Below are 26,752 nucleotides of genomic sequence, written 5' to 3' on the forward strand. Positions count from 1 at the left end.
ATGCCGACGCTGCATGTCTCTCCACTCTCGAAGCTGCACGACACCGTCAGGGCGGTCAGACCCAGCCATCTCGTCACGCTGATCAATGTCGGCACTGTCGTCGAACGCCCGGCCAGCATCATCGAGAGCCGCCATCTCTTCCTCGGCATGTCCGACATCAGCGCGCCGATGGACGGCCATGTCGTGCCGGCGGAGGTGCATGTCGAACGCTTGCTCGCCTTCATCAGGCAATGGGACCGCGCCGCGCCGCTGGTGATCCATTGCTGGGCCGGCATCAGCCGCTCGACGGCTGCGGCCTATATCGCCGCCTGCGCGCTCGGCCCGAACCGCGACGAGGCGGAGATCGCGGAGGATCTGCGCCTGGTATCGCCATCGGCGACGCCCAATGCGCGCCTTGTGGCGATCGCCGACCGCATGCTGCGCCGTGACGGCCGGATGAGCACCGCGATCGAACGGATCGGGCGCGGAGCCGACGCCTTCGAGGGAGCACCGTTTTCGCTGCGCCTGGCCTGAAAAGCGCCAGAATACGTCCAGACGAACCAGACAGTTTCGTGCAGTTTTTCGGCGCCGTGCCGCCGATATCAGCGCCCGATCACAAAATCGATGCAGATCATTGCTTGCGCCATGCCGATTTTGCGACAATGCATCGCGCAAAGGACACGGGCATCATGACCAGCATCGAACTCGATTCACGCGACCGCTCCATCCTGCGCATCCTGCAGGCCGATGGCCGCATCACGAATTCCGACCTCGCCGAGAAGGTCCATCTCTCGCCATCGGCCTGTCTGCGGCGCGTGCGGCAGTTGGAGGAAAGCGGCCTGATCCGCGGCTATGCGATGATCCTCGACGACAAGATCGCGGGCTTTCCGGGCACCGCCTTCGTCTTCGTCACGCTTGACCAGCAGGGCCGCGCCTCGCTGGAGGGCTTCGAGCAGGCGGTGCTGAACCTGCCCGAGATCCTCGAATGCCATCTGCTCGCCGGCGCGCATGACTATCTGATGCGGGTGATCTACCGCGACAGCGCCGATTTCGAGCGCATCCACACCGACATCATCACGCAGCTGCCCGGCGTCACCCGCGTCCAGTCGACGCTGACGCTGCGCTCGATCAAGAAGAGCTCGGCGCTACCGGTCTGAGGCCTGCCGAGAGGGGTGGCTGCATCCCTGTGAGCCGTCCCGGCTTTTGGGTTGCGGGACGAGGCGCTCCGGCGGATAAGCGTCCGGCAAACGGGAATCATGCTGTGAGCGAAGCCACCTCCAATGACGACGTCGCCGCCCTGCCCTTCGAGGTAGCGCTGAAGCAGCTCGAGGACATCGTCGCCCGGCTCGAGCGCGGCGACGTGGCCCTGGAGGAATCGATCGCGATCTACACGCGCGGCGAGGCCTTGAAGGCACGCTGCGACGCGCTGCTGAAACAGGCGGAAGCCCGCATCGAGAAGATCACGCTGGGAGCCGACGGCAAGCCGACGGGGACAGCACCGCTGGACGTGGACAAGTAGGCTCCGGCGCCCAGGCCGCTTGCTCCGGCGGATCCCGGGCAGGTCTTGCCGCTGACGCGCATTGCCGTCAGGCTCCGTCCAGCACAGGAGCCAGCCATGTCCCAACTCCCCGCCGAAGACCCCATCCTGGGCGATGCCCGTTCCTGCCAGGCGATCGAGCAGGTGATCGTGCCGCGCGCGCATGATCTCGGCGGTTTCTCGGTCAGGCGCGCCCTGCCCTCGATCGGGCGCAAGATGGTCGGGCCCTTCATCTTCTTCGACCAGATGGGCCCGGCGGAGTTCCATCTCGGCGAAGGGCTCGATGTGCGCCCCCACCCGCATATCGGGCTCTCGACCGTGACCTATCTCTTCGACGGCGAGATCATGCACCGGGATTCGCTGGGCACCGAACTCGCGATCCGGCCGGGCGCGGTCAACCTGATGACGGCGGGCCGCGGCATCGTCCATTCCGAGCGCACCGGGCTGGAGGCGCGCGCGAACGGGCCGAAGCTCTACGGCATCCAGGCCTGGCTCGCCTTGCCGAAGTCGCATGAGGAGGTGGCACCGGCCTTCATGCATCATGCCGCGCCGGAGCTGCCGCGCCTCAATGAGGGCGGCAAGCGCATCAGCCTGATCATGGGCTCGGCCTATGGCCAGACCTCGCCGGTCAAGTTCCCCTGGGACGCGCTTTACGCCGAGGCCGTGCTGTCGCCGGGCGCGATCCTGCCGCTCGATCCCGACTATGACGAGCGCGCGATCTATATCGTCTCCGGCAAGGTCGACATCGCCGGTGACGAATTCGGCGCGGGGCAGTTGCTGGTCTTCAAGCCGGGCGACCGCATCTCGATCCTCGGCGTCGACCAGACCCGGCTGATGATCGTCGGCGGCGAGCCGATGGATGGGCCGCGCCACATCTGGTGGAACTTCGTCTCCTCCTCGAAGGAGCGCATCGACCAGGCCAAGGCGGAGTGGAAGGCCGGCCGCTTCGACACCGTCCCCGGCGACGAGGCCGAGTTCATCCCGCTGCCCGAGGGGTGAGCTGGAGATCCGGACCAACGGCTATGATCAGCTCGCGGCCTTGATCCATCGTAGCTTTTAAGCTACAACCACTCATGCAGATCGAGGCCCTGCCTGCTTACGATGAGTGGATCAACGGCATACGGGATATCCGGGCAAAGGCGAGGATCGCGGCAAGGTTGCTTCGGCTTGCTGCGGGCAATCCCGGCGACCATCGCAATCTGAGTGATGGCATCAGCGAACTCAGGATCGACCATGGGCCTGGCTACCGCGTGTACTATGCCAGACGGGGAGACATCCTTATCTTGCTATTGGGTGGAGGCGACAAATCCACCCAGTCAAACGATATAAAGCGTGCGGTCTCAACGCTGAAAGGATGGGCCCATGACCGTCAATCCTGACCATGTGTCCCGGCCCTATGACATCGCCGAACTCGTGGCCGATCCGGAGGTCGCGCGAGCCTTCCTCGACGAGATCGTCGCTGACGGCGATCCGCACGAGATTGCCGAGGCCATCGGTATGGTCGCTCGCGCTCAGGGCATGACCAAGCTCGCCGGTGAAGCCGGGATGTCCCGCGAATCGCTCTACCGAGCCCTGAGCGCCAACGGGAATCCGACGCTTAGCACCCTGCTGGCCGTGTTGAAGGCCCTGGGTTTCAAACTCAGCGGCGTCGAACGCATCAGCCCGGCCTAGCAGCCCAACGATCAGCCGCGCGTCGACAGCGCCAATTCCCCGTCAGGCATCGCTTTCAACCCCGGCATCGACGATGCCAGTATCGCCAGCGTCGAGAGGGCGAAGAGCGCTACCGGCAGCCAGATCGCGGTGGCAAGGCCGAGCCATTCGCCCGCGAGCCCACCGGCCAACGCGCCGAGCGGGCGCATGCCGTACATCGCTGTCGTCAGCGTCGCGCTGACGCGGCCGAGCAGGGCTTGCGGCGTCACCGCCTGGCGCATGCTGGTCTGGGTGATGAACCAGAGGATCGGGCCGAAGCCGAACAGGCAGAAGGCGAACGCCAGCACCGGCCAGCCGAGCGAGGCCGGCGCCAGTGCCAGCAGGGCGGCTCCGACAAAGGACGAGGCCGGGCCGAAGACGAGCAGCAGCCCCGTCGGCAGCCTCGCAATCAGGCGAGCCCCACTGAGCGCGCCAGCCACCAGTCCCACGCCATAGGCCGAGGAGGCCAGCCCGATCGTCTCCGGCGCCAGCAGCAGGATGCGCGCGGCATAGGGCGTCACGATCGCGAGGAAAGCGAAAAAGGCGACGTTCCAGGCGATGGCGCAGAGCGCGATCGGCCGCAGATAGGGGTGACCAGCGATGAACGCACCACCTTCCGCGATGGCGCGATGCAGCGGCAGGCGCGGCTGCACCGGAGGACGCTCGGCCGGCAACTTCAAGGCCGCGACCAGCACGACGGCGCCCAGTAGCGCGCAGAGGGCGAGCCCGAGCGCACTGACGCCATGCGCCACGGCCCAGCCGGCCATCAACGGCGCCGCCAGGCTGAAGCAGGCGCGGCCGAGCTCGAGCCGGCCATTGGCGCGCGGCAGGTTCGCGACCGGCACCATGCGCGGCAGCAGCACGAAGATCGAGAGCGCGATCACGACCGGCCCCGATGCCGCGACGAAGGTCGAGAGCGCCAGCAGCCAGCCAACCTCGCCGGTGCCGAGCAGAAGCGTGCCGACGAGCGAACCGGCCATCATCAGAATGCCGCCAAGCACCACCAGGGAGCGTGGAGCAACACGGTCGGCAAAGACGCCGGCCGGCAGCGAGACCAGCAGCCAGCCGGCCGACTGCGCCGCCACCAGCAGGCCGACGAGTCGCGGGGTGGCACCGGCCTGCGTTGCCGCCAGCGTCAGGGTGTCCAAGGCGAGCTTGTCGGCAAACTGCGCGGCGACGCCGGCGAGAAGGAGAGCGGTCGGAATCGACGGAGACATGGCCTGGCCCTGCATTGCGGAGGTCCAAGCCGTCTCATTCCATGGGCGTGCAACCCACCCGATTTCTGGCTTGCCGGACCTCGATCGATGCGGGTCCGGACTGCGGCGCTCACGCCACCATGGGCGGGACCTTGAGATGGTAGTCGGTCGCCTGCTGCAGGGCGTAGCCGATGCGCAGGGCCGTCGCCTCCTCATAGCCCTGGCAGCAGATCTGCAGCGACAGCGGCAGTCCCCCAGAGGTGAAGCCGTTGGGCAGCGACAGCGCGCACATCTCCAGGAAATTGCCGAAGCGGGTGAAGCGCGAGGGCATCACGCTCTGGTCGACCTCGTCGAGCCGGATCGCCGCCGTCGCCGTGCTCGGCGTCAGCAGGGCGTCGATATCGGCCATGGCCATGGCCATCTGGCGCTTGCAGTCGAGCTGGCGACGCTTCGTTGCGAGATAATCCTGGGCCGAAATCCGGCCGCCGCCGAGCACGCGGGCCCTGACCGCATCGTCGAGCAGCGTGCCGGCATCCTCCGCCAGCGCGCCGTCGTTGAAATAGGCCTCCGCCTCCAGGATCGCCTGCGCATTGAGGAAGTCGGAGAAGGCGAAGGGCAAGGCGATCTCGACGATCTTGGCGCCGAGACGGCTGAGCGTCTCGAGCGAGCGGTCGTAGGCCGCCAGCATCTCCGGCGAACAGGCGGCGCGCTCGCTATGGGGCATGCGCGCCAGCCGCAAGCCCCGCACGCCACGTGTCAGTGTCGGCATCGGATCGACCGGAAGGATGCCGCGCGTGTTGGGATCGAGCGGATCGGGTCCCTGCAGGACGTTGTAGAGCAAGGCCACATCCATCACGTCGCGCGCCATCGGGCCGGGCGTGTCGAGCGAGGTCGAGAGCGGCAGGACGCCATGGACCGAGATACGGCCGATCGTGGCCTTCAGCCCGGTCAGGCCGCAAAACGAGGCCGGCAGGCGCACTGAGCCGCCGGTATCCGTGCCTATGGCCCAGGGCGCGAGCCTGGCCGCAACCGCGACGCCCGAGCCGTTGCTGGAGCCGCCGGGCGTGCGCGCATGGGCCGGGTCCCAGGGATTCCAGGGCGTGCCCATATGCTGGTTCGTGCCCCAGCCGCCGAAGGCGAATTCGACGGTGTGGGTCTTGCCGAGCACGATCATGCCCTGCGCGATCATCCGCCGCGCGATCGTCGCCGTCACGGTGGAGCGGCGCTCGCGCCAGTTGGCCGAGCCGCCGGTGGTGACGCGGCCTTCGAGCTCGACCAGATCCTTCAGGGCGACCGGCACGCCATGGAGCGGGCCGACGGCATGGCCGGAGCGGATCGCCTTGTCGGCGCCTTCTGCAGCAAGACGTGCATCTGCGCCGTAGACGGCCACGAAGGAGCGCAGCTTCGGCTCGAAACGCTCGATGCGTGCGAGCAGCGCATCGACGACATCGACCGGCGAGATCCGCCTGGCAGCGATCTCGCGGGCCAGGACATGGGCCGGCAGCAGTGCCGGATCGGTGAGGTCGGCGGAGGCGTCGTTCATGGCGGTCACCGCATGCTGACGAGCGTCAGGTCGACGAACCAGGACTGGGGCGAGACGAAGCCCTTCACCTTCGAGGACATGGCGCGCGGGTTGAGGTCATGGACGATGTAGAGCCAGGGCGGGTTGTCGACGAGCCGCTCATGGGCAACCGCCGTCGCCTCCGCCACGACCTTGGGATCGACCGCCGCGGCGAGCCTGGCGAAAGCCGCTTCGAAGGCGTCGTCCTTCCACTGCGCGAAATTGAAGCCGTTGGGCGGCACGCCTGCCGCGGCGAAGTAGCGGGCCATGACGCTGGGATCGGACGAGGGCGAGCTGATGTTCAGCGACATCGCGCCGTTCAGCGCGGGCGCATCGGGCAGAGCGCGCATGTTGTTCAGCAGGACCTGCCATTCGGTGACGACGAAGTCGACTTCGACGCCGCAGGCCTCCTTGAGACTGGCCTGCATGAACTCGTTCATCGGCAAGGGCGACATCTGCCCGGAGCCCGAGGTGGAGATCATCACCTTGAACGACAGAGGCTTCTGGGCCGTGAATCCAGCCTCTGCCAGCAGCGCCTTGCCCTTGGCCGGATCGAAGCGGTAGCGGTTCACGGGCTTCCCGAAATCGGGGTCGCTCGCCTTCAGCCAGCCGATGGCGGGCTCCGCCGTGCCATTGAGCAGGGCGACGATGGAATCGCGGTCGACGCAATAGTTCAACGCCTGCCGGACGCGGACATCCCGGAACGGACTGTTCGTCGCGCCGATATTGTAGAACCAGGGCCAGACATGCGGGTAGGACCCGGTCGTGATCGCAAAGCCAGCCTGCTTGAGCGAGGGGATACCGTCGGCGGGCGGAACCTCGATCCAATCGACCTGGCCCGAGCGCAGCGCCGCGAGGCGGGCATTGGCCTCCGGAATCGGCTGAAGAATGACCTTGTCGAGCTTGGCCTTCTTCGCCTGGTCCCAGTAGCCGTCATGACGGACGAGTTCGACGCGTTCGCGCGGGGCGACACTGGCGATCTTGAACGGCCCGGTGCCGGCCGAACCCTGCGTGCCGACCTTGGCCCAGTCGCGCCCCGCCTTCTCGAAGGATGCCGGCGAGGACAACAGGATCAAGGCGGTCATGTAGGGAAAGTAGGATGCCGGGCTCGCGGTCGTGATCGCGACCGTCATGTCGTCGATCTTGCGATAGCCGGTCATGATCGGCGCCCGCGCGCGCACGATGCCGGCGGCGGGCGGCTCGAACTGGGCTGACTCCTTGTTGAAATAGCGTTCGAGATTCCAGATGACGGCATCGGCGTCGAACGGCGTCCCGTCATGGAAGGTAACGCCACGGCGCAGATGAAAGCGCCAGGTCTTCGGATCCTCCGCGACCTGCTCCCAGCGTTCCGCGAGACCCGGGCGCAGCGGCGCCAGCCGGTCGGTGGTCGTCAGATCCCACAGGACCAGGCTTTCGAAGACCGGGTAACCGAGGAAGCGCATGCCCTCGAAGCCGTTATTGGGCATGCCGGTGGTCGTGGGAATATCGGACGACGTCATCGCCAGACGCAGCGTGCCTTGCGCGCGGACGGGTTCGGCTGCGCCCGCCATCGCAAAGGCCGCGATAGCGAAGGCAGCCACAGCCCAACGCAGGCGAGCGCCTCCGGGATGACGGCGATGTGAACAAGCGACCATGACAACTCCCCCGAGGCAACTGTTGCAGGCCAGAGCCCGATTCGCAGCAAGTTATGGGCCAGCCACCCTGTCAGCCAGCGTAGACGCGCGGCCACTTATCACTTTTGGGGCACTGTGCGTTGAGCCGGCCGCCCTTGTGCCGCCCGGCCGGGATGCGATAGACCGGGCCTGTGACCAAGCGCCCCCTCACGCCGATCCTCGACCGTGTCCACACGCCCGACGATCTCCGCAAGCTGCCCGACAGCGACCTGCGTCAGGTTGCCGACGAATTGCGGCTGGAGACGATCGACGCGGTCTCGGTCACGGGCGGCCATCTCGGCGCCGGGCTCGGCGTCGTCGAGCTGACGGTCGCGCTCCACCATGTCTTCGACACGCCGCGCGACCGGCTGATCTGGGATGTCGGGCATCAGGCCTATCCGCACAAGATTCTGACCGGCCGGCGCGAGCGCATCCGCACGCTGCGCCAGCCTGGCGGCCTGTCGGGCTTCACGCGACGGGCCGAGAGCGAATACGACCCCTTCGGCGCAGCCCATTCCTCCACCTCGATCTCGGCCGGGCTTGGCATGGCGGTGGCGCGCGACCTCGCCGGCGGCAGCAACAATGTCATCGCCGTGATCGGTGACGGGGCGATGTCGGCCGGCATGGCCTATGAGGCGATGAACAATGCCGGCGCGCTCGGCTCGCGCCTCGTCGTCATCCTCAACGACAACGACATGTCGATCGCCCCGCCGGTCGGGGCGATGTCGGCCTATCTCGCCCGCCTCGTCTCGGGGCGCACCTATCGGTCGCTGCGCGAGATCGGCAAGCATCTGGCCGAGCGCCTGCCGAGATTCTTCCACGAGAAGGCGAAGCGCACGGAGGAGTTCGCCCGCAGCTTCTTCACCGGCGGCACGCTGTTCGAGGAGCTGGGCTTCTACTATGTCGGGCCGATCGACGGGCATAATCTCGACCATCTCCTGCCCGTGCTGCGCAATGTCCGCGATTCGCAGACGGGGCCGATTCTCGTCCATGTCGTGACGCAGAAGGGCAAGGGCTATGCCCCGGCCGAAGCCACGGCGGACAAATACCACGCCGTCGTCCGCTTCGACCCTGTCACCGGCCTGCAGGCCAAGGCTCCGGCGAATGCGCCGAGCTATACGTCGGTCTTCGGCAGCTCCCTGATCAAGGAAGCGCGCAACGACAGCAGGATCGTCGCCGTCACCGCGGCGATGCCGTCGGGCACCGGGATCGATGCGTTCGGCAAGGAATTCCCGGCCCGAACCTTCGATGTCGGCATCGCCGAGCAGCATGCCGTGACCTTCGCGGCCGGGCTCGCGACCGAGGGCTACAAGCCGTTCTGCGCGATCTATTCGACCTTCATGCAGCGCGCCTACGACCAGGTCGTCCACGACGTCGCGATCCAGAAGCTGCCCGTGCGCTTCGCTCTCGACCGGGCCGGCCTCGTCGGTGCCGACGGGGCCACGCATGCGGGTGCCTTCGACATCGCCTATCTCGCCTGCCTGCCGGACATGGTGGTGATGGCGGCTGCGGACGAGGCCGAGCTGACCCATATGGTCGCCACCGCGGCGGCTTTCGACGAGGGCCCGATCGCCTTCCGCTATCCGCGCGGCGAAGGCGTCGGCGTCGAGATTCCCGATGTCGGCGTTCCGCTGGAGATCGGCCGGGGCCGCATCGTCAGGGAGGGCACGCGCGTCGCGCTGTTGTCGCTGGGCACGAGGCTGACGGAGTGCCTGGCTGCGGCCGAGCAGCTGGGTCAGCGCGGCCTGTCGACCACGGTTGCGGACGCCCGCTTCGCCAAGCCGCTCGACGAGGCCCTGATCCTGCGCCTGGCGCGCGAGCACGAGATCCTGCTCACGGTCGAGGAGGGCTCGGTCGGCGGCTTCGGCAGCCATGTGCTGCATCTGCTCGCCCGCAGCGGCCTGCTCGACGGCGGGCTGAAGGTCAGGACGCTGACCCTGCCCGACATCTTCCAGGATCACGACAAGCCCGAGGCGATGTATGCCAGGGCCGGGCTCGACGCCGCAGGCATCGTGCGGACCGTCGAGGGCGCGCTCGGCGCACCCGCCGCGATCAAGCGAGCCTGAAACGGCACGGTCAGCCTCATGAAGAGCCGGGCCGATCAGTTGCTCGTCGAGCGCGGCCTGTTTGAGAGCCGCGCGCGGGCGCAAGCCGCGATCACGGCCGGTCTCGTCACAGCCGATGGCCGCGTGGTTCGCAAGGCCTCGGAAATGGTGGCGGCGAACGCCGTGGTGACGGCGCAGGCGCCGCATCCTTACGTTTCGCGCGGCGGCCTGAAGCTCGCGGGAGCGCTCGATGTCTTCGGGTTCGACCCGGATGGCCGCATCTGTCTCGATGTCGGCGCCTCGACGGGGGGCTTCACGGATCTGCTGCTCAAACGCGGGGCAGCCCTCGTGGTGTCCGTCGATGTCGGGCGCGACCAGCTCCACCCCTCGCTGCGGGGCCACCCGCGCGTGCTGAGCCTGGAGGCGCAGGACATCCGGACGCTGACGCCGGACGCATTGCCGCAGACGCCGTCGCTGGCTGCGATCGATGTCAGCTTCATCTCGCTGCGGCTGGTGCTGCCTTCGGTCGCCGCCCTGCTGGCTCCGGCCGCCCAGATCGCGGCGTTGATCAAGCCGCAGTTCGAGGCCGGTCGCGCGGCCCTGAAGAAGGGCATCGTCCGGGACGAGGCGGTGCATGAGAGCGTCTGCGCCGACATTGCCGAGCTCATGGCGGGGCTGGGCTTTGCGGTCGAGCAGCCTGTGCCCTCGCCGATCGAGGGCGGCGACGGCAACCGCGAGTTCCTGATCGGCGGGCGTCGCCTGCGCTGATCAGCGCGCCAGCAGCGCGTCGATCTCCGCCTGCATGGCGCGGCTTTCAATGCTGCCGATGTCCATCGCGCCGTTGGCGTTGATGAATTGCGTGGCCCGGCCGATCTGCCGGCGGAGGGCATCGCTGGCGACCTCGATGATGGTCGTCGCCTCAAGACCGTCGCGCGGGTCGTCCAGCAGCGCGGTCGCCGTTGAAATCAGCCGCGCCATGGATTGGCACAGTTCCTCGAAACCCGCCCTTCGGGCCGGCGCCACGCTGTCATAGGCGGCCAGCGCAGAGGGCGCACAGCGCAGGCTCGAGACCTCGAAATGCTCGCGGTAGGTGATGCTGCGCCAGGCCTTCAGGTCGTCGACGATGCTGCGATCCTCCGCTGCCATCTCGATCAGCATCAGGGCTTCGCTGTAGTGGTTGAGGAAGTCGGTCGAGAGACGCGGCTGCTGGGACGTCTCCATCCGAGCGTCCGCCGATCCAGCCTGCCCCTTGATCGCGGGAACGCTCATCATAATCCCCAAACTGGCGCGACTATGCTCGGGCAAACCCAAATAAAGTGTTGATCGCGCTGCAAGCCATTGCCACATCTGCGATCCATGTGCGGTCGCTACGCCATCACCCTGCCCCCGGACGCGATGCGGTCGCTGTTTGCCTATCGCGAGCAGCCGAATTTTCCGCCGCGCTACAACATCGCCCCGACGCAGCCGGTGCCCGTGGTGCGGCTGCATGACGGCAGCAGGCAGTTCATGCTGATGCGCTGGGGCTTCCTGCCCGGCTGGGTCAAGGACCCCCGGGATTTTCCGCTCGTCATCAACATCCGCTCCGAAAGCGCCGCCACGAAGCCGTCGTTTCGCGCGGCGCTGACGCGCCGCCGCTGCCTGATGCCGGCCGATGCCTTCTATGAGTGGCACCGCCTCGGCCAGGGCCGACAGGCGGAGAACCGCGCCTACATGTTCCGCCGGCCCGATCGCGGACTGTTTGCATTCGCCGCTTTATGGGAGACGTGGCATTCGCCCGACGGCTCCGAGATCGACACGGTCGCGCTGGTCAACGGACCGGCCAACGGGCTGATGGCAGCGATCCACGAGCGCTGCCCGGTGATCATCGCGCCCCGGGATTTCGATTGCTGGCTCGACCCGATGGCCGATGCGAAGGACACCGCGCATCTGCTCCGGCCGCCACCGGACGACCTGCTGGAAATGGTCAGGATCGGCAACGCCGTGAACAAGGTCGCCCATGACGGGCCGGAGGTGCAGGAGCCGTTCGATCCGGCTACAGCAGAGGCGCCCAAGGCCGCGGCCGTCACCGCCAGGGGCAAACCGACGGCGCGGGCCAGGGATGACGGTCAGGGCAGCCTGTTCTGACGCAAGCTGCCGGTTCCAACAGTCAGGACGGTTTATCGCCCGAACTGTTGGAACTCACATCGCCAGAACAGCGCCGGGGTTCAGGATGCCCTGTGGGTCGAGCGTCGCCTTCAGGGTCTTCATCAGCGCGAGTTCGACCGGATCCTTGACGCCGGGCAGGAGGTCGCGCTTGAGACGGCCGATGCCGTGCTCGGCCGAGATCGAGCCGTGCAGTTCCGCGACGATGGCATGGACCGCCTGGTTCATCGCGCTCCAGCCGGCGATGAAGGCGGCCTTGTCGGCGCCGACCGGCTGGCTGACATTGTAGTGAATGTTGCCGTCGCCGAGATGGCCGAAGGGGACCACGCGGCAGCCCGGCACCATCGCCTCGACGGCCGCGGTGGCGCGCGCCAGGAACTCCGGCACCGCATGCAGCGGCACCGAGACGTCGTGCTTGATCGAGCCGCCCTCATAGGTCTGCACCTCGGAGAGCATCTCGCGCAATTTCCAGAAATCGGCGCGCTGGGTGAGTGAGCCGGCGAGCGCGGCGTCGGTCACCAGCCCCTGCTCCAGCGCCTCGCCCAGGAAAGCCTCGACCGCCTCGTCCAGCCCCGTCGTGCTCTGCGACGAGACCTCCATCAGCACATACCAGGGCGACGGCTCCGACAGCGGATCGCGCGCGCCCGAGGCGTGGCGCAGGACGAAATCGACACCGATGCGCGGCATCAGCTCGAAAGTGGTGAGCGTGCCGCCGGCCCCGGCCTTGGCGGTGTTGAGCAGCGCCAAGGCCGCCTCGGGCGAGGGTACGGCGAGGAAGGCCGTGGCGCGCGCGGCCGGCAGCGGGAAGAGCTTCAGCACGGCGGCGGTGATGATGCCCAGCGTGCCCTCGGCGCCGATGAAGAGGTTCTTCAGATCATAGCCCGTGTTGTCCTTGCGGAGCTGGCGCAGGCCGTTCCAGATCCGCCCGTCGGCCAGCACGACCTCGAGCCCCATGCAGAGTTCGCGGGCATTGCCATAGGCCAGCACGGCCGTGCCGCCGGCATTGGTCGAGAGGTTGCCGCCGATGGTGCAGGAGCCTTCCGAGGCGAGCGAGAGCGGGAACAGGCGCCCCGCCCCTTCCGCCGCGGCTTGCGCCTTCTGCAAGGTCAGCCCGGCCTCGACCGTCATCGTGTCGCTGTCGGCGTCGATGGCGCGGATCTTGTCCATGCGCTGGAGCGACAGGATGATCTCGCGGCCCTCGGCGATCGGGATCTGCCCGCCGACGAGCCCGGTATTGCCACCTTGCGGCACGAGCCGCGTGCCGGTCCTGGCCGCGAGCTTGACCAGTTCGGCAACCTCGGCGGTCGAACCCGGCCGCACGATCGCCTGCGCCTTGCCACGGAACAGATCGCGCCATTCCTTGAGATAGGGGACCATCGCGTCGGCATCGGTGACGATGTTCTTCGGCCCGACGATGGCCGCCATATCGTCCAGGATGGATGAGCTCAAGGATGCCTCCGGAACTTATGTCTTCAGCTCAGTCTTCTTGGCCCGCCGGAAGACGCCGACGAGCTCGATATGAGCGGAATAGCGGAACTGGTCGATGGGCGTGACGCCCTCCAGCGCATAGCCGCCCGCGATCAGGATCGCGGCGTCGCGTGCGAAGCTGCCGACATCGCAGGAGACATAGACGACCGTGCCGGACTTCGAACCGGCCAGACGGCGGACCTGCGCCTCCGCACCGGCGCGCGGTGGATCGAGCACGACGGCATCGAAAGCGTTGAGTTCATGCTCCAGCAGCGGGCGGCGGAAGAGATCGCGGATTTCAGCCGCGATCGGCTTCAGGCCTTGCGTCATCGCCGCGCCGCGCGTCAGCGCCAGGATCGCCGCCTTGTCGCTCTCGACGGCATGGACCTGCGCGCGCTCGGCGAGCCGGAACGAGAACGGGCCGCAGCCGGCGAAGAGATCGGCCACGCGTTTGACCTTGGGCAGCGCCGCCAGGACGAGGCCGGCGATGGTCTCCTCGCCTTGCGCCGTCGCCTGCAGGAAGCCGCCGGCGGCGGGCGCGACCATCGCCTTACCCATGCGCTGCTGCGGTGGCCTGCGCTCGACGATGATCTCGCCATGCATCGACAGCCGCGCCAGATCGAGCCGCTCGGCAGCCTCGGTCAGGGACAGCCTGAGCTTGTCGCCTGCGGGGCCATGACCGCGAATATCGACGTCGAGCCCGGCCTCGGACGCCGTGAGCTGGATGTCGAGCGGCTTGTTGGAGCCGCCGAGGCGGTTGGCGAGAAGCTGCGCCGCCGCCGGCGCGCGGGCCAGCCCCGGCGCGAGCACCGGGCAGGCAGGCACCGCGATCAGATCATGGCTGCGCGCGGCCATGAATCCGACCAGCATGCCAAGGCCTTCTCGCCTTGCGTGGAAGGTGACGCGGCGACGCCCGGCGCCGTGGGCATCGACGATCTCGGCGACGGGCGCCTCGACGCCGGCCCGCGCCAGCGCCGTCACGACCTGCCGGCGCTTCCATTCGCGATAGAGACCTTCCGACATGTGCTGCGCCGCGCAACCGCCGCAGCGGGTAAAGAGCGGGCAGATCGCGGCGACGCGCGAATCGGCCGGGGTGATGATCTCGACGATCTGGCCGCGGTCGCCGTCGCGCACCGCCCGCACGGTCTCGCCCGGCAGGGCATAAGGCACGAAAACGTCGCCGCCGGGCGCCTCCGCGATGCCGTCGCCGCGCTGGCCCAGACGGACCACCGAGAGGATTTCATTCATGGCGAGCGTCATCGTGGTCGAATTATCTCCGCAGGGGCGATCGAACGCAGCACATCTTCCGAGCTGATGGCGGGAGCAGGGTTGCTGATGACCTGCTTTCGCGTTTCGCCTATCAGGTTGCAGGCAAACAGGGAAATTTTCGGCATGACCACCCGCGACGGCGTCATCGAGGCCATCGGCAATACACCCCTGATCAAGCTGAAGCGCGCCTCTCAGGCAACGGGCTGCACCATCCTGGGCAAGGCCGAGTTCATGAACCCCGGCCAGTCGGTCAAGGACCGCGCCGCGCTCGCCATCATCCGCGACGCTGAAGCGCGTGGCCAGCTTCGGCCCGGCGGGGTGATCGTCGAGGGCACGGCCGGGAACACCGGCATCGGCATCGCGCTGGTGGGTAACGCGCTGGGCTATCGCAGCGTGATCGTGATCCCGGAGACGCAGAGCCAGGAGAAGAAGGACATGCTGCGGCTGGCCGGCGCGACGCTGGTCGAGGTGCCCGCCGTCGGCTACGCCAACCCCAACAATTACGTGAAGGTCTCGGGGCGGCTCGCGGCGGAACTGGCCAGGACCGAGCCCAACGGCGCGATCTGGGCCAACCAGTTCGACAACACCGCCAACCGCCAGGGCCATATCGAGACGACCGGGCCCGAAATCTGGGCGCAGACGCAGGGCAAGGTCGACGGCTTCATCTGCGCGGTCGGCACCGGCGGTACACTGGCCGGCACCGGCATCGCGCTCAAGGCCTTCAACCCGAAGATCACGATCGGGCTGGCCGACCCGATGGGCGCGGCGCTGCATTCCTTCTACACCACCGGCGAGCTCAAATCGGAAGGCTCGTCGATCACCGAGGGCATCGGCCAGGGCCGGATCACCGCCAATCTGGTGGACGCGCCGATCGACGTCTCCTTCCAGATTCCCGATGCGGAAGCCGTGCAGATCGTCTTCGACCTGCTCGAGCATGAGGGGCTTTGCCTCGGCGGCTCGTCGGGCATCAATGTCGCCGGCGCGATCCGGCTGGCCAGGCAGATGGGGCCCGGCCACACCATCGTGACGATCCTGTGCGACTATGGCACGCGCTATCAGTCGAAGCTGTTCAACCCGGAGTTCCTGCGCTCGAAGGGCCTGCCGGTGCCGGGCTGGCTGGAGCGCGACGGGTCGGCGCTGAAGCAGGTCGTGGCAAGCGTGATGGGCTGAGGGGCCATGGCGCTCGACCCCGCCTCACCGCTGGCGCGTCTGCTGGATGCGCCGATGCGGCCGGGCCACGTCGTCTGGATCGGGCTGCGCCCACTGCGGCGGGCGCCGATTCAGGCACCCGATATGGCGGTGCTCGATCCGGAACACGGCCTGATCGGCGACCACTACAGCAGCCGCACCGGCGGCGCTCGCCATGTCACGCTGATCCAGGCCGAGCATCTCGCCGCGATCGCAGCCCATCTCGGGCGGGACGTTGTCGCGCCGCAGGAGCTTCGCCGCAACATCGTGGTCTCCGGCATCAACCTCGCAGCGCTCAAAGGGCGGCGCTTCGCGCTCGGCAGCGCGGTGCTGGAAGCGACGGGAGAATGCCATCCCTGCTCGCGAATGGAGGAGATCCTCGGCGCCGGCGGCTACAACGCCGTGCGCGGTCATGGTGGGATCACGGCGCGGGTGCTGGCTGGTGGGGTGGTGCGACTGGGTGATGGGGTGGTCCGGGAGGACGCTCGTTGACCGCCATCCTGGCTGGGCCGGCCCGGTACACTCGCCCAAGCGGAGCAAGCGTCACGGGTCTGCGCCTTATCGGCCTCGCGGTTAAATCGCGCCTAGAACCCCTTAGGCCGGCCCCTTCCGCTCCAGGCCTTCCTGCATGCGCAGGAGTTCGTTCAATGCGTCCTGCTGGTCATTGATTCGTGCCGCGATCCGCTCTTCCGAGGCGGCCCCCGACGCGCCTGTCGCCTGCTCGGTCAGATCCTCGAGGTTGCGACGGGCAAGCGCGATGCGCTCCTCGAGGTTGTCGATGCTCTCGGCCATTGGTTCTTCTCCGGCAGTGTCGCGGTCAGGCCGCGACGGACCATAGGTCCGGCCGCGCCAAAAGCGAAACCGGCAGGCGGCGGTCAGGGTCAGTTCCGCGGGATCAGGGCCGTGCTTGCGCGGTCACAGCCACTTCTTCCAGCGGAAGAGCATGTAGGGCAGCACGGCGAACAGGATCATCAGCCCGATCGCCATGGGGTAGCCCCACTGCCACTCCAACTCCGGCATCGTCTTGAAGTTCATGCCGTAGATCGAGGCGATCAGCGTCGGGGGCATCAGCGCCACGGAGACCACCGAGAACAGCTTGATGATCTTGTTCTGCTCGATCGAGACGAGGCCGAGCGTGGCGTCGAGCATGAACTGCAGCTTGTTCGACAGGAAGGTCGCGTGTTCCTCGATGGCCTGCACGTCGCGCACGGCCGCGCGCCATTCGGCCGAAAAGCCGGTCTGGGCCTTCTTGGGCCGGGTGTAGTTTGCCGAGAGGAAGAGCAGCACGCGCTCGACCGAGACCATGCTCTCGCGGACATTGGAGATGATGTGCTCGTACTGGCCGATCTTCTGGATCACGGCCTGATAGGCGCTGCCCTGTTCGACGTCCTGGCCGCGCCCGGCGAAGATCCGGCGCGAGGCTTCGTCGACCTGGTCGCCGACGCCGCGCAGCACCTCGGCGGCGCGGTCGACGATGGCCTCGATCAAGCCGTCGAGCACCGCCTCGGGCTGGGTGCCGCAGCCGCCGGGCTTGGTGGCGCGGTTGAGGAAGATGTTGAAGGCGCCGGGCTCGTCATAACGCACCGTGACCAGGGCCTTCTCGGTCAGGATGAAGGTCACGTCCGCGAGCTTGGGCACGATGGTCTCGGATTGGCAGATGATGCGCGCGGTCATGTAGTGCGCGCCGTTCTCGGTGTAGATGATCTCCGACGGTTCGAGATCATGCATCTCCTCGCGCGTCGGGATCGAGATGCCGAGATGCTTCTCGACCCTGGCATCCTCGCCCGCCGTCGGGTTGAGCAGGTCGAGCCAGATTGATTCGGGCGGAAAACCGTCCTCGGGGCCGATCGCACGGTGGAGGAGCTTGTCGCGCGTAGCCGGGCAAATACCGTGGATCAGCAGCATCGGGAGCCTTGAATCGTCGCAGCCGGATCGGAAGCCGGCAGGAACTCCGATCCGCGGCGCATGTCAAACGGATCACGCGGCCACAGGTTCAAGAGGGAATGCTGAAGCGCTCCGGCTGGCAGCCGTCGCGGTCGGTGAAGCCGTAATCGCGCGCGAGATCGGCAACATGCAGCACCTGCCCGGCATGACGGGCGACCGCCGTGTCCGCGAGCAGCGCCGCGACCGCACGGCCCGCATAGGCCGGCGTTTCCGAGGCCTCGGTTCCAAGCCCCGCATCGCGGACGCGCTCGGTCAGGACATGGCCGGGCGACAGGCCGAGCGCGGTCACGCCGAAGGGCTTCAGCTCGTGGCCCATCGCCAGGGTCAGCCGGTGCATCGCCGCCTGGGCCAGGTCGTAGACGACATCGCCGAGATAGCCGCCGGACGTGTCGAAGCCGACTGTGACGATCAGCCCCTTGCGCATCTGGACCATGGCTGGAGCGACCGCACGCGCCAGCAGCAACTGCGCATAGACGCCGCTTTCGAAACTCTGGCCGAGCCGCGCCACGGGCCTGCGCCAGAACGGGGCACCGAAGGCCGAGCCGTCAGGATAGCGCTCGCCATCATAGCCCTCATTGCCGCCCCAGACGGCATCGACGACGCCATCGAGCCGGCCGAAGCGGCGCAGGCACCATGACACCAGCCCATCGACCTCGCGCTCATTGGTATGGTCGCAGCGATAGGGGTGCCCCTTGCCGCCGGCCGCCTCGACCTCGCGGGCAGCGTCCTCGAAGGTTTCCTGGCGCTGGTCGGTGCGGGGGCCGGCTTCGCTGGAGCGGCCGGTGACAATGACGGTCGCGCCGGCCTCGCCGAGCGCCCGGGCGATGCCGCGCCCGAGGCCGCGCGAGGCGCCCGCGACGAGGCAGATTCGGCCTGCGAGCGGGCGATCCCGCTCGCTCACGCTGCGAAGACCGCGGCCGCATCCGCGACGGCGCCGGCACCTTCCGTCACCGCAAGCTCCAGCGCCGGCGCCTCCGTGGCAAGGATTTCGGCAAAGAACCGGGCCGTGGCGAGATCTCCGGTCGGCTTGTCGTCGGCACGCGTTGCCAGCGCCTTGCGGGCGAGACCGGTGCCGCCCTGCGCCAGGGCGAAGAGCTTGAGATAAGGCGTCGCGCCGGCCAGCACGGCCCCCTGATCGCTGCCTATCGTCGCCAGCATCCATTGCGTCGCGCGCTCCAGCGCATCGACGGCGGCGCGCAGTCTTGCACCGGTGCGACCGAAACCCGGCGTATTTGCCGCCTCGACCTCCCCGACGACGTCGCGCATCTCCGCGATCAGGCCCGCGACCGCCTGCCCGCCCGAAAGCGGCAGCTTGCGCAGCACGAGGTCGATCGCCTGGATGCCGTTGGTGCCTTCGTAGATCGTGGCGATGCGGGCATCGCGCAGATGCTGGGCCGCGCCGGTTTCCTCGATGAAGCCCATGCCGCCATGGACCTGGATGCCGGTGGAGGCGACCTCGACACCGATATCGGTGGCATAGGCCTTGGCGATGGGTGTGAGGATCGCGGTGCGTTCGGCCGCCGCCTTGCGCTTCGCCTCGTCGGGCTCGCGCCGCGAACGATCCAGCGCCTCGGCCACCTGATAGGCGATGGCGCGCGCGGCTTGCGTCTTGGCGCGCATCTCCATCAGCATGCGGCGGATGTCGGGATGCACGATGATCGGACTCATCGGGGCGCCCTTGGGCGCATCGAGCGCCGTGCCCTGCTTGCGCTCCTGCGCGAAGGCGAGCGCCTGCTGGTAGGCACGCTCGGCGATGGCGACCCCCTGCAGCGCCACGTTGAGGCGCGCATTGTTCATCATCGTGAACATGCAGGCGAGCCCGCGATTTTCCTCGCCAATCAGCCAGCCGATCGCGCCGCCCTTGTCGCCGAAGGCCATCGAGCAGGTCGGCGAGGCGTGGATGCCGAGCTTGTGCTCGATGCCGGAGCAACGCAGGTCGTTGTGTTCACCCAGCGAGCCGTCGGCGTTGACGAGATATTTCGGAACCAGGAACAGCGAGATGCCGCGCGTGCCGGCCGGGGCATCGGGCAGGCGCGCCAGCACCAGATGCACGATGTTCTCGGTCATATCGTGCTCGCCATAGGTGATGAAGATCTTCTGGCCGGTGATGCGGTAGGTGCCGTCGCCGACGGGCTCGGCCTTCGACCGCAGCGCGTTGAGATCGGAACCGGCCTGCGGCTCGGTGAGGTTCATCGTGCCCATCCACTCGCCGGAGACGAGCTTGGCGAGGTAGGTCTCCTTGAGATGCTCCGAGCCATGGGCGTGCAGCGCCTCGATTGCGCCGACCGTCAGCAGCGGGCCGAGCGCGAAGGCAAACGCGGCCGAATTCCACATCTCGGTGCAGGCGGATTGCAGCAGCGCCGGCAGGCCCTGCCCGCCATGCTCCTCGGGCGCGGGCAGCGCGTTCCACCCCGCCTGCGCCCAGGCCGTATAGGCCTCTTTCCAACCCGGCGGCGTGGTGACGACGCCGTCCTTCAGCGTCGAGCCATGCTTGTCGCCGATCCGGTTGAGCGGCGCGATCACGTCGGAGGCAAATTTCGCGGCTTCGTCGAGCACGGCCTGCGTCATGTCGCCGTCGAGTTCGGGGGTGAGGCCGTCGGCGATCAGGCGGTCGAGACCGGCGACATGCCGCATCGTGGCGAGGATGTCCTCGACCGGGGCGCGATAGTTCATTGGCGTGTCTCCCTGGCGCCGGATGGGCGGCGGCTCGCGGCTCCGCTGTTCCGGCATCGGCTACTTTTGGCGTTGCCGCGATGGTAGCGAGGAACTATCCCCGACGCCAAGCGCCGACGAGGGCGACTTTGGTCAGGCGCAGGATATAGTTTAGTTGTAAACCATATTGCGTCAATCGGGCGGCAGCGCCCGGCGAAGGGTGACCTGTGCGGCGAGATGAAACCAGGCGCGTGACGGAACGGCTTCGCGCCGATGCCCAGGGCATCGCCCGCGCCGCCGAGTTGCTGCGGCAGGGCCGGCTCGTCGCGCTGCCGACCGAGACGGTCTATGGGCTGGCCGCCGACGCGACCTCGGGCGAGGCGGTCGCCGGCATCTACGGCGCCAAGGAGCGGCCGAGCTTCAACCCGCTGATCGCGCATCTGCCGGATCTCGCGGCCGCGCGCCGGCAAGGCCTGTTCGACGCCAATGCGCTGGCCCTGGCGAAGGCGTTCTGGCCGGGGCCGCTGACGCTGGTGGTTCCGGTGTCTGGAGGCTGCGAGGTCAGCGAACTGGCGCGGGCGGGGCTGGGCTCGGTTGCGCTGCGCGTTCCCGCGCATCCGGTCGCGCGTGCGATCCTGCAAGCGGCAGACCGGCCGATCGCCGCACCCTCGGCCAACCGCTCCGGCCGCGTCAGCGCGACCAGCGCCGCTCATGTGCTTGAAGATCTCGACGGGCGGATCGACGCCGTGGTCGATGCCGGCCCGACCGAGGTCGGGGTCGAGTCGACGATCGTCGCCTGCCTGGACGGCGCACCACGCCTGCTGCGGCCGGGCGGTGTGCCGCGCAGCGCAATCGAGGGTGTCATCGGCCGTCCGCTGGTGCTCGCGGGCGAAGCCGGCATGGCGCCGATCTCGCCGGGACTGCTTGCCTCGCACTACGCGCCTTCGGCTGGCGTTCGGCTGGACGCGCAGGCGCCACGCCCGGGCGAGGCCTGGCTCGGTTTCGGCCCGGAACCTCATGGCGCAGTCCCCGGCAACCCCGCCCTCAATCTAAGTGCGACCGGCGATCTCGCGGAGGCGGCCGCGAACCTCTTCGGGCATCTGCGCGCGCTCGATGCGCTGGGCCCTGCGATGATCGCCGTCGCCGCGATCCCCATGCAGGGGCTGGGAGAGGCGATCAACGACCGGCTTCGGCGTGCGGCTGCGCCACGTTGAGCGCACACGGCGAGAGCTTCGCCGACGCAGCCTTGCATGACCGCAAGATTTCGGCTTGCGTGAGCCCAACCAAAAACAGGACTGACCATGAACCTCGATCTCGCCTGGGACGATTTCCGGCTCGTCAAGGCGATAGCCGACCATGACGGGCTGACCGGCGCGGCCGCCGCACTTGGCGTCAATCATTCGACCGTGTTCCGCCGCCTGGGCCAGATCGAGGAGCAGGTCGGCTTGCAGCTCTTCGAGCGCCGCAAGACCGGCTATGTCGCCACCGCAGCCGGCGTCGAGATGGCGGCGCTGGCAGGACGGGTCGAGGAGGATGTCGCCGCCTTCAGCCGACGCCTCGCCGGGCGCGACGTCGCGCCGTCGGGCGAAGTGCGGGTCACCACGACCGACACGCTCTATCTCAACCTGCTGCTGCCGATCTTCGCGGCGTTCCGGACCCTTCACCCGGCGATCCGGCTCGACATCGTGATCGGCAACCAGGCCCTGAACCTCTCGAAGCGGGACGCCGACGTCGCCATCCGCGCCAGCGACGCACCGGCCGAGACCTTGGTCGGACGCAGGCTGGCGACGCTGACCTGGGCGATCTATGGCCGGACCGGCGACACCGCAAAGCCGGCCGAAGGCGAGCCCCCGGCGAGCCTGTTCGCGCGCGACTGGGTCGCGCTCGGGGATCAGCTCGGCCATCTCAAGGCCGCGCGCTATGTCCGCGACAAGGTCGCGCCCGAACGTATCGCCCTGAAGAGTTCGGCCGTGCTCGGGCTGGCGGAGGCGGTCGAGCAAGGGCTGGGCATCGGCCCCCTGCCCTGCTTCATCGCCGACCAGCGGCCGACGCTGGCGCGGCTCCTGCCGCCGGACCCGGATTTCTCCACCGGCCTGTGGATACTGACCCATCCCGACATCCGCAACGCCCCGCGCGTGCGCGCCTTCATGGATTTCGTCGGTGGCGAACTGGCTAAGAAGCGGGGATTGATCGAGGGGACGGGGTGAGCAGTCGCTGATGTGCTCCGCGGTTGCGTCCGAACCGCAAGGTCATCCCGGGCCTGCCCCAGAATGACCGCACGGCTTTGGGTGAAACCAGAGCGCCCTCAGCCGACCTCCACCACCACTCTCCCCCGCACCTTGCCATCGACGATCGCCCGGCCGGTCTCGATCACGTCGGCCAGGGGAATGGTGGTGGTCATTAGCGCGAGGCGCTCGCGGTCGAGGTCGCCAGCGAGCCTCGCCCAGGCCTCGAGGCGGCGCGGCTTCGGGCACATCACGGAATCGATGCCGAGCAGTGAGACGCCGCGCAGAATGAAGGGCGCGACCGAGGCCGGCAGGTCCATGCCCTGTGCGAGCCCGCAGGCCGCGACGGCGCCGCCATACTTCGTCATGGACAGAACATTGGCGAGGGTGTGGGAGCCGACGGCATCGATACCGGCGATCCAGCGCTCCTTGCCGAGCGGGCGACCCGGCGCGGAGAGTTCGGCGCGGTCGATGATCTCGCTCGCGCCCAGGCCCTTGAGATAGTCGGCCTCTTCCGGCCGGCCGGTCGAGGCGACGACGTGCCAGCCGGCCTTGGCCAGGAGCGCGACCGCGACGGAACCGACGCCGCCGGCCGCGCCCGTGACCACGACCGGCCCGTCGGCGGGCTTGAGGCCGTACTTTTCCAGCGCCAGCACGCAGAGCATCGCCGTGTAGCCGGCCGTGCCGATCGCCATGGCCTCGTCAGGGTTCATGCCGGCCGGCAGCGGCACCAGCCAGTCGCCCTTCACACGGCTTTTCTGGGCATAGGCACCCAGATGCGTCTCGCCCGTGCCCCAGCCATTGAGGATGACGAGATCGCCCGGCTTGAAATCGGGATGCTGCGAGGTTTCGACGCGGCCTGCGAAATCGATGCCGGGGATCATCGGCCAGCGCCGGATCACCGGGGCCCGGCCGGTCAAAGCGAGCCCGTCCTTGTAGTTCACCGTCGAATGCGTGACGCGGACGGTGACGTCGCCCTCCATCAGCTCGCTCTCGGCGAACTCCGTGAAGGCGAGGTTGGGGCCGGTTTCGCCCTTGGTCGCGACGAGGGCCTTGAACGTGGACATCGGCATCTCCTGCTGAACGGTCTTGCCCGCAGGAGATACGCAACCGCAGCCATGCGGCAACCCCGCGGCGGGTGCGTTTTTCGTCAGCCCGGTTCAGGCCGGCTGCGCCAGCGGCCGCCCGACCGGCTTCTCGACAATCGGCAGGTTGATCAGCGCGGACGCAATGCCGAGCGCGACCGAGAGCCACCAGACGATGATGTAGGAGCCTGACGCCTCATAGAGGATCCCGCCGAGCCAGACCCCGAGGAAACCGCCGACCTGATGCGAGAAGAAGGCGAAGCCATAGAGCATCGCCATGTATTTCGTGCCGAACATCAGCATGACCAGCGAGGAGGTCGGCGGAACCGTCGAGAGCCAGAACAGCCCGATGACGATGCCGAAGCAGATCGAGGTGACCGGGCTCGCCGGCAGCAGGATGAAGGCTGCGATCGCGACCGAGCGGCCGAGATAGATCCAGGCCAGCAGGTGGCGCTTGGGCATGCGTGTCGAGAGCCAGCCCGAGGACAGCGAGCCGACGGCGTTGGCGAGCCCGATGACGGCCAGCGTCCAGCCGCCGACCCAGGCCGGCAGCCCCATATCCTTGAGATAGGCCGGCATATGGACGGTGATGAAGGCGAGCTGGAAGCCGCAGGTGAAGAAGCCCAGCACCAGGAAGACATAGCTCTTGTGCTTGAAGGCCTCGGCGAGCGCCTGCGCGATCGACTGGTTCGGCAGGTTGGCGGCGGACGCCTGGACCGTGCCGCCGAGCCTGCGCGTCGACAGGAAGATGGAGATCGGCAGGATCGGCAGCAGCGTCAGCGCGAACACCACCAGCGCCTGATTCCAGCCGATCTGCTCGATCAGGATGTTGCCGATCGGCGGATAGAGGAACTGGCCGAAGGAGCCGGCCGCCGTGCCGGCGCCGAACGCCATCGGCCGCCAGGATTCGGGCAGGAGCTTGCCGAAGGCGGCGAGCACGAGGTTGAACGAACAGGCCGAGAGGCCGAAGCCGATCAGCACGCCGGCGCCGAGCTGGAGCTGCAGCGGCGTCGTCGCATAGGCCATCACCACCAGCCCCGCGCCATAGAGCAGCGCGCCGACGCAGAACACCTTGACGATGCCGAAGCGGTCGGCGATGGCACCGGCGAAAGGCGCGCCGAGGCCCCAGAGCAGGTTCTGGATGGCGAGCGCCAGGCCGAAGGTGTCGCGGCCCCAGCCGAACTGCACCGTCATCGGAATCTGGAACAGGCCGGCGCTGGCACGCGGCCCGAACGTGATCAGCGCGATCAGGCAGCCCGCCGCGACGATGATCTCGGGAGCATGGCTGCGCCCCGGGGCGGCCTGCGGCGCGACACTCATGACGAATCTCCGGAAGCTCGCGGGAACGTGTGGCTGCACGTTATCGCCGACGACGCGGCCGCGACAACGCGAATTCGTGGCATGGCGCATCACGCGCGTGCATGGGTGGGGCCGCACCGCCGCCCCCCCTCCCTCGTCATCCCGGGCGACCGAAGGGAGACCCGGGATCCATTCCGGAACCTTCCCCGGCTGCGTTCCGGAATGCATCCCGGATCGGCGCGGCTGACGCCGCTTGTCCGGGATGCCCCGCCCAACGTCCGCACAGTGTGGTCCTCGACACTCAAACGGCGGGCGCTCATCGCTGCCCGCGTTAACCCGCGCTCAACCCTACTGGGGTGATAACGGAACCAGGCGAGAGCGCGCCGTTGCGCGCGGTCGCCGCCCCCAGTGTTTTGGACGGGTGAGCGGTTTTGAGTCATTTGCGTTTGCGCAGGCGTACGGGACGCAATCGGTCGGCCGGGCTGAAATGGGCCCTGGCGACCGTTGCGCCCTGGGCGCTCGCCGCCGGGATGCTGGTCTCGTTCACCGCCTCGGCCGGCCAGAATTTCAGCCCCGACACCCTGCCCTCGACATCGCTGTCGCGCTCCGAGCCCGGCCCGGCCTCGGAGCTCGAGGAAGGCCCCTCGATGCTGATCGCGGCGAGCGCCTTCCGCTTGCCCGGCCTGTCGCTGTCCTCGGCGATCCGGCAGGCGCATCTTTCCTTTGACGATCCCGAGCGGCGCGTCGTCATCGATCCGCGCCAGCCGCGCGAGGAGCTGAAGCGCAGCGCGTCGGGCTTCCCCGAGGTCGATCGCACCGCCAAGGGCGACGCGCTGCCGCGCCTGCGCCCCAGCATCTCGGCGAAGGCGCCGCGCGAGCTCGAACGCGTCGTCTTCGGCGACACCCAGCCCGGCCTGATCTCGGGCGGCTTCTCGCTTTCGGCGCTGCGCGAGGCGGAAGGCATCATCGGGCCGCCCGTCGGCTTCGAGCCCCATGCCGACGACCAGGGCCTGACCGACCCGGCCCTGTCCGATTCCTCACCCGACGCGCTGAAGCAGGCCGACGCCAAGGCGAACCCTTACGGAAACGTCCCGCGCACCATCGACGGCGCGACGCCCGGCGTGGCGTCGGCGAGCGTTCAAGGCTCGGCGACCCCGTCCGTCTCCTACAGCGTGACGACGCTGGTGCCGGCCGTGATCGCGCCCGCCGCACCCGAGCGGCCCGGCCTGACCGCGCGCGCGCCGACCTCGCCCGAGCGCCGGGGCTCACTGACGGAGCCCGGCGCCCGCGAAATCTATACCGGGCTGATCGTGCCCGCCGACATGGCGCGCCAGCAGCGCTGCCTGGCGGAGGCGGTCTATTTCGAGGCGCGCTCGGAATCCGACGAAGGCCGCGCCGCGGTGGCGCAGGTCGTGCTCAACCGGGTCAAGAGCGGGCTTTACCCCGACAGCGTCTGCGGCGTGGTCTACCAGAACAGCAACCGCTACCTCGCCTGCCAGTTCACCTTCACCTGCGAGGGCAAGTCGCTGCGCATCACCGAGCCCGCCCCCTGGCGCGACGCGGTCCGCATCGCCCGCGAGGTCTATGAGGGCACGACCTACCTGCCCGACGTCGGCGCTTCCACCCATTACCACGCGCAATATGTCCGGCCGTATTGGGCCAAGAAGCTCAAGAAGATGGACACGATCGGGCAGCATGTCTTCTACAAGCTGCGGCCGGGGCAGACGTGAGGGGTGGTGGACAGCGAACTTTCAGATGGCAACGAGCGAACCATCACATGGACCTGCCATTGCGCTTTTCCTCCAGGGCGCAATCCCGGACA

The 26,752-nt window shown here is 68.1% G+C and carries 26 protein-coding genes; 14 read left to right on the top strand and 12 right to left on the bottom strand.

Features of this window, described 5'->3' with window-relative positions; genetic code table 11:
* From AE618_RS02940 to AE618_RS02965, 6 genes are all read left to right on the top strand, one after another.
* Positions 1–513, top strand: coding sequence for a tyrosine phosphatase family protein (locus AE618_RS02940; RefSeq protein WP_054207563.1), 513 nt, complete (start codon positions 1–3; stop codon positions 511–513).
* Between the two features lie 155 nt (positions 514–668).
* Positions 669–1,136: an Lrp/AsnC family transcriptional regulator gene (locus tag AE618_RS02945; protein WP_197280662.1), complete on the top strand. Its 468-nt coding sequence runs from the start codon at positions 669–671 to the stop codon at positions 1,134–1,136.
* A 104-nt stretch (positions 1,137–1,240) separates the two neighbouring features.
* On the top strand, positions 1,241–1,498 hold the full coding sequence (locus AE618_RS02950; protein WP_054207564.1) for an exodeoxyribonuclease VII small subunit: 258 nt from the start codon (positions 1,241–1,243) through the stop codon (positions 1,496–1,498).
* A 96-nt stretch (positions 1,499–1,594) separates the two neighbouring features.
* Complete coding sequence (locus tag AE618_RS02955) at positions 1,595–2,515, top strand: pirin family protein (protein WP_054207565.1); 921 nt, start codon at positions 1,595–1,597, stop codon at positions 2,513–2,515.
* 74 nt (positions 2,516–2,589) lie between these two features.
* A complete protein-coding gene (locus tag AE618_RS02960) occupies positions 2,590–2,895 on the top strand; it encodes a type II toxin-antitoxin system RelE/ParE family toxin (RefSeq protein ID WP_054207566.1) in 306 nt (101 codons plus the stop codon).
* Positions 2,879–3,187, top strand: coding sequence for an addiction module antidote protein (locus AE618_RS02965; protein WP_054207567.1), 309 nt, complete (start codon positions 2,879–2,881; stop codon positions 3,185–3,187). The genes AE618_RS02960 and AE618_RS02965 overlap by 17 nt, the downstream gene beginning before the upstream one ends.
* An 11-nt stretch (positions 3,188–3,198) precedes the next feature.
* Here the strand turns inward: AE618_RS02965 and AE618_RS02970 are convergent, their stop codons facing one another.
* The 3 genes from AE618_RS02970 to AE618_RS02980 form a co-directional block, all read right to left on the bottom strand.
* The gene (locus tag AE618_RS02970) at positions 3,199–4,422 is read right to left on the bottom strand and encodes an MFS transporter (RefSeq protein WP_197280663.1); all 1,224 of its coding nucleotides are present in this window, start codon (positions 4,420–4,422) and stop codon (positions 3,199–3,201) included.
* 109 nt (positions 4,423–4,531) lie between these two features.
* Complete coding sequence (locus tag AE618_RS02975; RefSeq protein ID WP_054207569.1) at positions 4,532–5,944, bottom strand: amidase; 1,413 nt, start codon at positions 5,942–5,944, stop codon at positions 4,532–4,534.
* A 5-nt stretch (positions 5,945–5,949) separates the two neighbouring features.
* Entirely contained in the window at positions 5,950–7,542 is a 1,593-nt protein-coding gene (locus AE618_RS02980; RefSeq protein ID WP_248310725.1) for an ABC transporter substrate-binding protein, read from the bottom strand.
* 224 nt (positions 7,543–7,766) lie between these two features.
* Here AE618_RS02980 and dxs point away from each other — a divergent pair, with 224 nt between their 5' ends.
* The gene (gene dxs / locus AE618_RS02985; RefSeq protein WP_054207571.1) at positions 7,767–9,680 is read left to right on the top strand and encodes a 1-deoxy-D-xylulose-5-phosphate synthase; all 1,914 of its coding nucleotides are present in this window, start codon (positions 7,767–7,769) and stop codon (positions 9,678–9,680) included.
* An 18-nt stretch (positions 9,681–9,698) separates the two neighbouring features.
* The gene (locus AE618_RS02990; RefSeq protein WP_054207572.1) at positions 9,699–10,427 is read left to right on the top strand and encodes a TlyA family RNA methyltransferase; all 729 of its coding nucleotides are present in this window, start codon (positions 9,699–9,701) and stop codon (positions 10,425–10,427) included.
* Here AE618_RS02990 and AE618_RS02995 read toward each other — a convergent pair whose 3' ends face one another.
* Positions 10,428–11,006 (bottom strand): hypothetical protein, encoded by a 579-nt coding sequence (locus AE618_RS02995; protein ID WP_156330069.1) that lies wholly within the window; start codon positions 11,004–11,006, stop codon positions 10,428–10,430.
* A 9-nt stretch (positions 11,007–11,015) separates the two neighbouring features.
* Here AE618_RS02995 and AE618_RS03000 point away from each other — a divergent pair, with 9 nt between their 5' ends.
* Complete coding sequence (locus tag AE618_RS03000) at positions 11,016–11,783, top strand: SOS response-associated peptidase (protein ID WP_054207574.1); 768 nt, start codon at positions 11,016–11,018, stop codon at positions 11,781–11,783.
* Between the two features lie 54 nt (positions 11,784–11,837).
* On the opposite strand, the gene AE618_RS03005 is transcribed toward AE618_RS03000, so the two are convergent.
* Together AE618_RS03005 and AE618_RS03010 are read right to left on the bottom strand one after the other, a co-directional pair.
* On the bottom strand, positions 11,838–13,226 hold the full coding sequence (locus AE618_RS03005; protein WP_054207575.1) for an FAD-binding oxidoreductase: 1,389 nt from the start codon (positions 13,224–13,226) through the stop codon (positions 11,838–11,840).
* Between the two features lie 39 nt (positions 13,227–13,265).
* Positions 13,266–14,516 carry a class I SAM-dependent RNA methyltransferase gene (locus AE618_RS03010; protein ID WP_054207667.1) on the bottom strand — a complete coding sequence of 417 codons (1,251 nt, stop codon included), beginning with the start codon at positions 14,514–14,516 and terminating at the stop codon, positions 13,266–13,268.
* A gap of 144 nt (positions 14,517–14,660) precedes the next feature.
* Between AE618_RS03010 and AE618_RS03015 the strand changes: the two genes are divergently transcribed.
* Together AE618_RS03015 and AE618_RS03020 are read left to right on the top strand one after the other, a co-directional pair.
* Complete coding sequence (locus AE618_RS03015) at positions 14,661–15,707, top strand: cysteine synthase A (RefSeq protein ID WP_054207576.1); 1,047 nt, start codon at positions 14,661–14,663, stop codon at positions 15,705–15,707.
* A 6-nt stretch (positions 15,708–15,713) separates the two neighbouring features.
* Complete coding sequence (locus AE618_RS03020; protein ID WP_054207577.1) at positions 15,714–16,217, top strand: MOSC domain-containing protein; 504 nt, start codon at positions 15,714–15,716, stop codon at positions 16,215–16,217.
* A gap of 102 nt (positions 16,218–16,319) precedes the next feature.
* Here AE618_RS03020 and AE618_RS03025 read toward each other — a convergent pair whose 3' ends face one another.
* From AE618_RS03025 to AE618_RS03040, 4 genes are all read right to left on the bottom strand, one after another.
* Complete coding sequence (locus AE618_RS03025; protein WP_054207578.1) at positions 16,320–16,517, bottom strand: hypothetical protein; 198 nt, start codon at positions 16,515–16,517, stop codon at positions 16,320–16,322.
* 123 nt (positions 16,518–16,640) lie between these two features.
* The gene (locus AE618_RS03030) at positions 16,641–17,630 is read right to left on the bottom strand and encodes a magnesium transporter CorA family protein (protein ID WP_054207579.1); all 990 of its coding nucleotides are present in this window, start codon (positions 17,628–17,630) and stop codon (positions 16,641–16,643) included.
* 88 nt (positions 17,631–17,718) lie between these two features.
* Positions 17,719–18,570 (bottom strand): SDR family NAD(P)-dependent oxidoreductase, encoded by an 852-nt coding sequence (locus AE618_RS03035; protein WP_054207580.1) that lies wholly within the window; start codon positions 18,568–18,570, stop codon positions 17,719–17,721.
* On the bottom strand, positions 18,567–20,342 hold the full coding sequence (locus tag AE618_RS03040) for an acyl-CoA dehydrogenase (protein WP_054207581.1): 1,776 nt from the start codon (positions 20,340–20,342) through the stop codon (positions 18,567–18,569). Before AE618_RS03040 ends, AE618_RS03035 begins: the two co-directional genes overlap by 4 nt.
* Before the next feature lie 230 nt (positions 20,343–20,572).
* On the opposite strand from AE618_RS03040, the gene AE618_RS03045 reads away from it, so the two are divergent.
* On the top strand, positions 20,573–21,535 hold the full coding sequence (locus tag AE618_RS03045; RefSeq protein WP_248310727.1) for an L-threonylcarbamoyladenylate synthase: 963 nt from the start codon (positions 20,573–20,575) through the stop codon (positions 21,533–21,535).
* Positions 21,536–21,622: 87 nt separating this feature from the next.
* Positions 21,623–22,528: a LysR family transcriptional regulator gene (locus AE618_RS03050; RefSeq protein ID WP_054207583.1), complete on the top strand. Its 906-nt coding sequence runs from the start codon at positions 21,623–21,625 to the stop codon at positions 22,526–22,528.
* A 98-nt stretch (positions 22,529–22,626) separates the two neighbouring features.
* Here the strand turns inward: AE618_RS03050 and AE618_RS03055 are convergent, their stop codons facing one another.
* Complete coding sequence (locus tag AE618_RS03055) at positions 22,627–23,613, bottom strand: MDR family oxidoreductase (RefSeq protein WP_054207584.1); 987 nt, start codon at positions 23,611–23,613, stop codon at positions 22,627–22,629.
* A 93-nt stretch (positions 23,614–23,706) separates the two neighbouring features.
* On the bottom strand, positions 23,707–24,951 hold the full coding sequence (locus tag AE618_RS03060) for an MFS transporter (RefSeq protein ID WP_054207585.1): 1,245 nt from the start codon (positions 24,949–24,951) through the stop codon (positions 23,707–23,709).
* A gap of 425 nt (positions 24,952–25,376) precedes the next feature.
* Between AE618_RS03060 and AE618_RS03065 the strand changes: the two genes are divergently transcribed.
* Positions 25,377–26,660, top strand: coding sequence for a cell wall hydrolase (locus AE618_RS03065; RefSeq protein WP_054207586.1), 1,284 nt, complete (start codon positions 25,377–25,379; stop codon positions 26,658–26,660).
* Positions 26,661–26,752: the final 92 nt, after the last annotated feature.

Origin of the sequence: Allobosea vaviloviae, assembly GCF_001298265.1 — a bacterium.
Taxonomy (GTDB): Bacteria; Pseudomonadota; Alphaproteobacteria; order Rhizobiales; family Beijerinckiaceae; genus Allobosea; species Allobosea vaviloviae_B.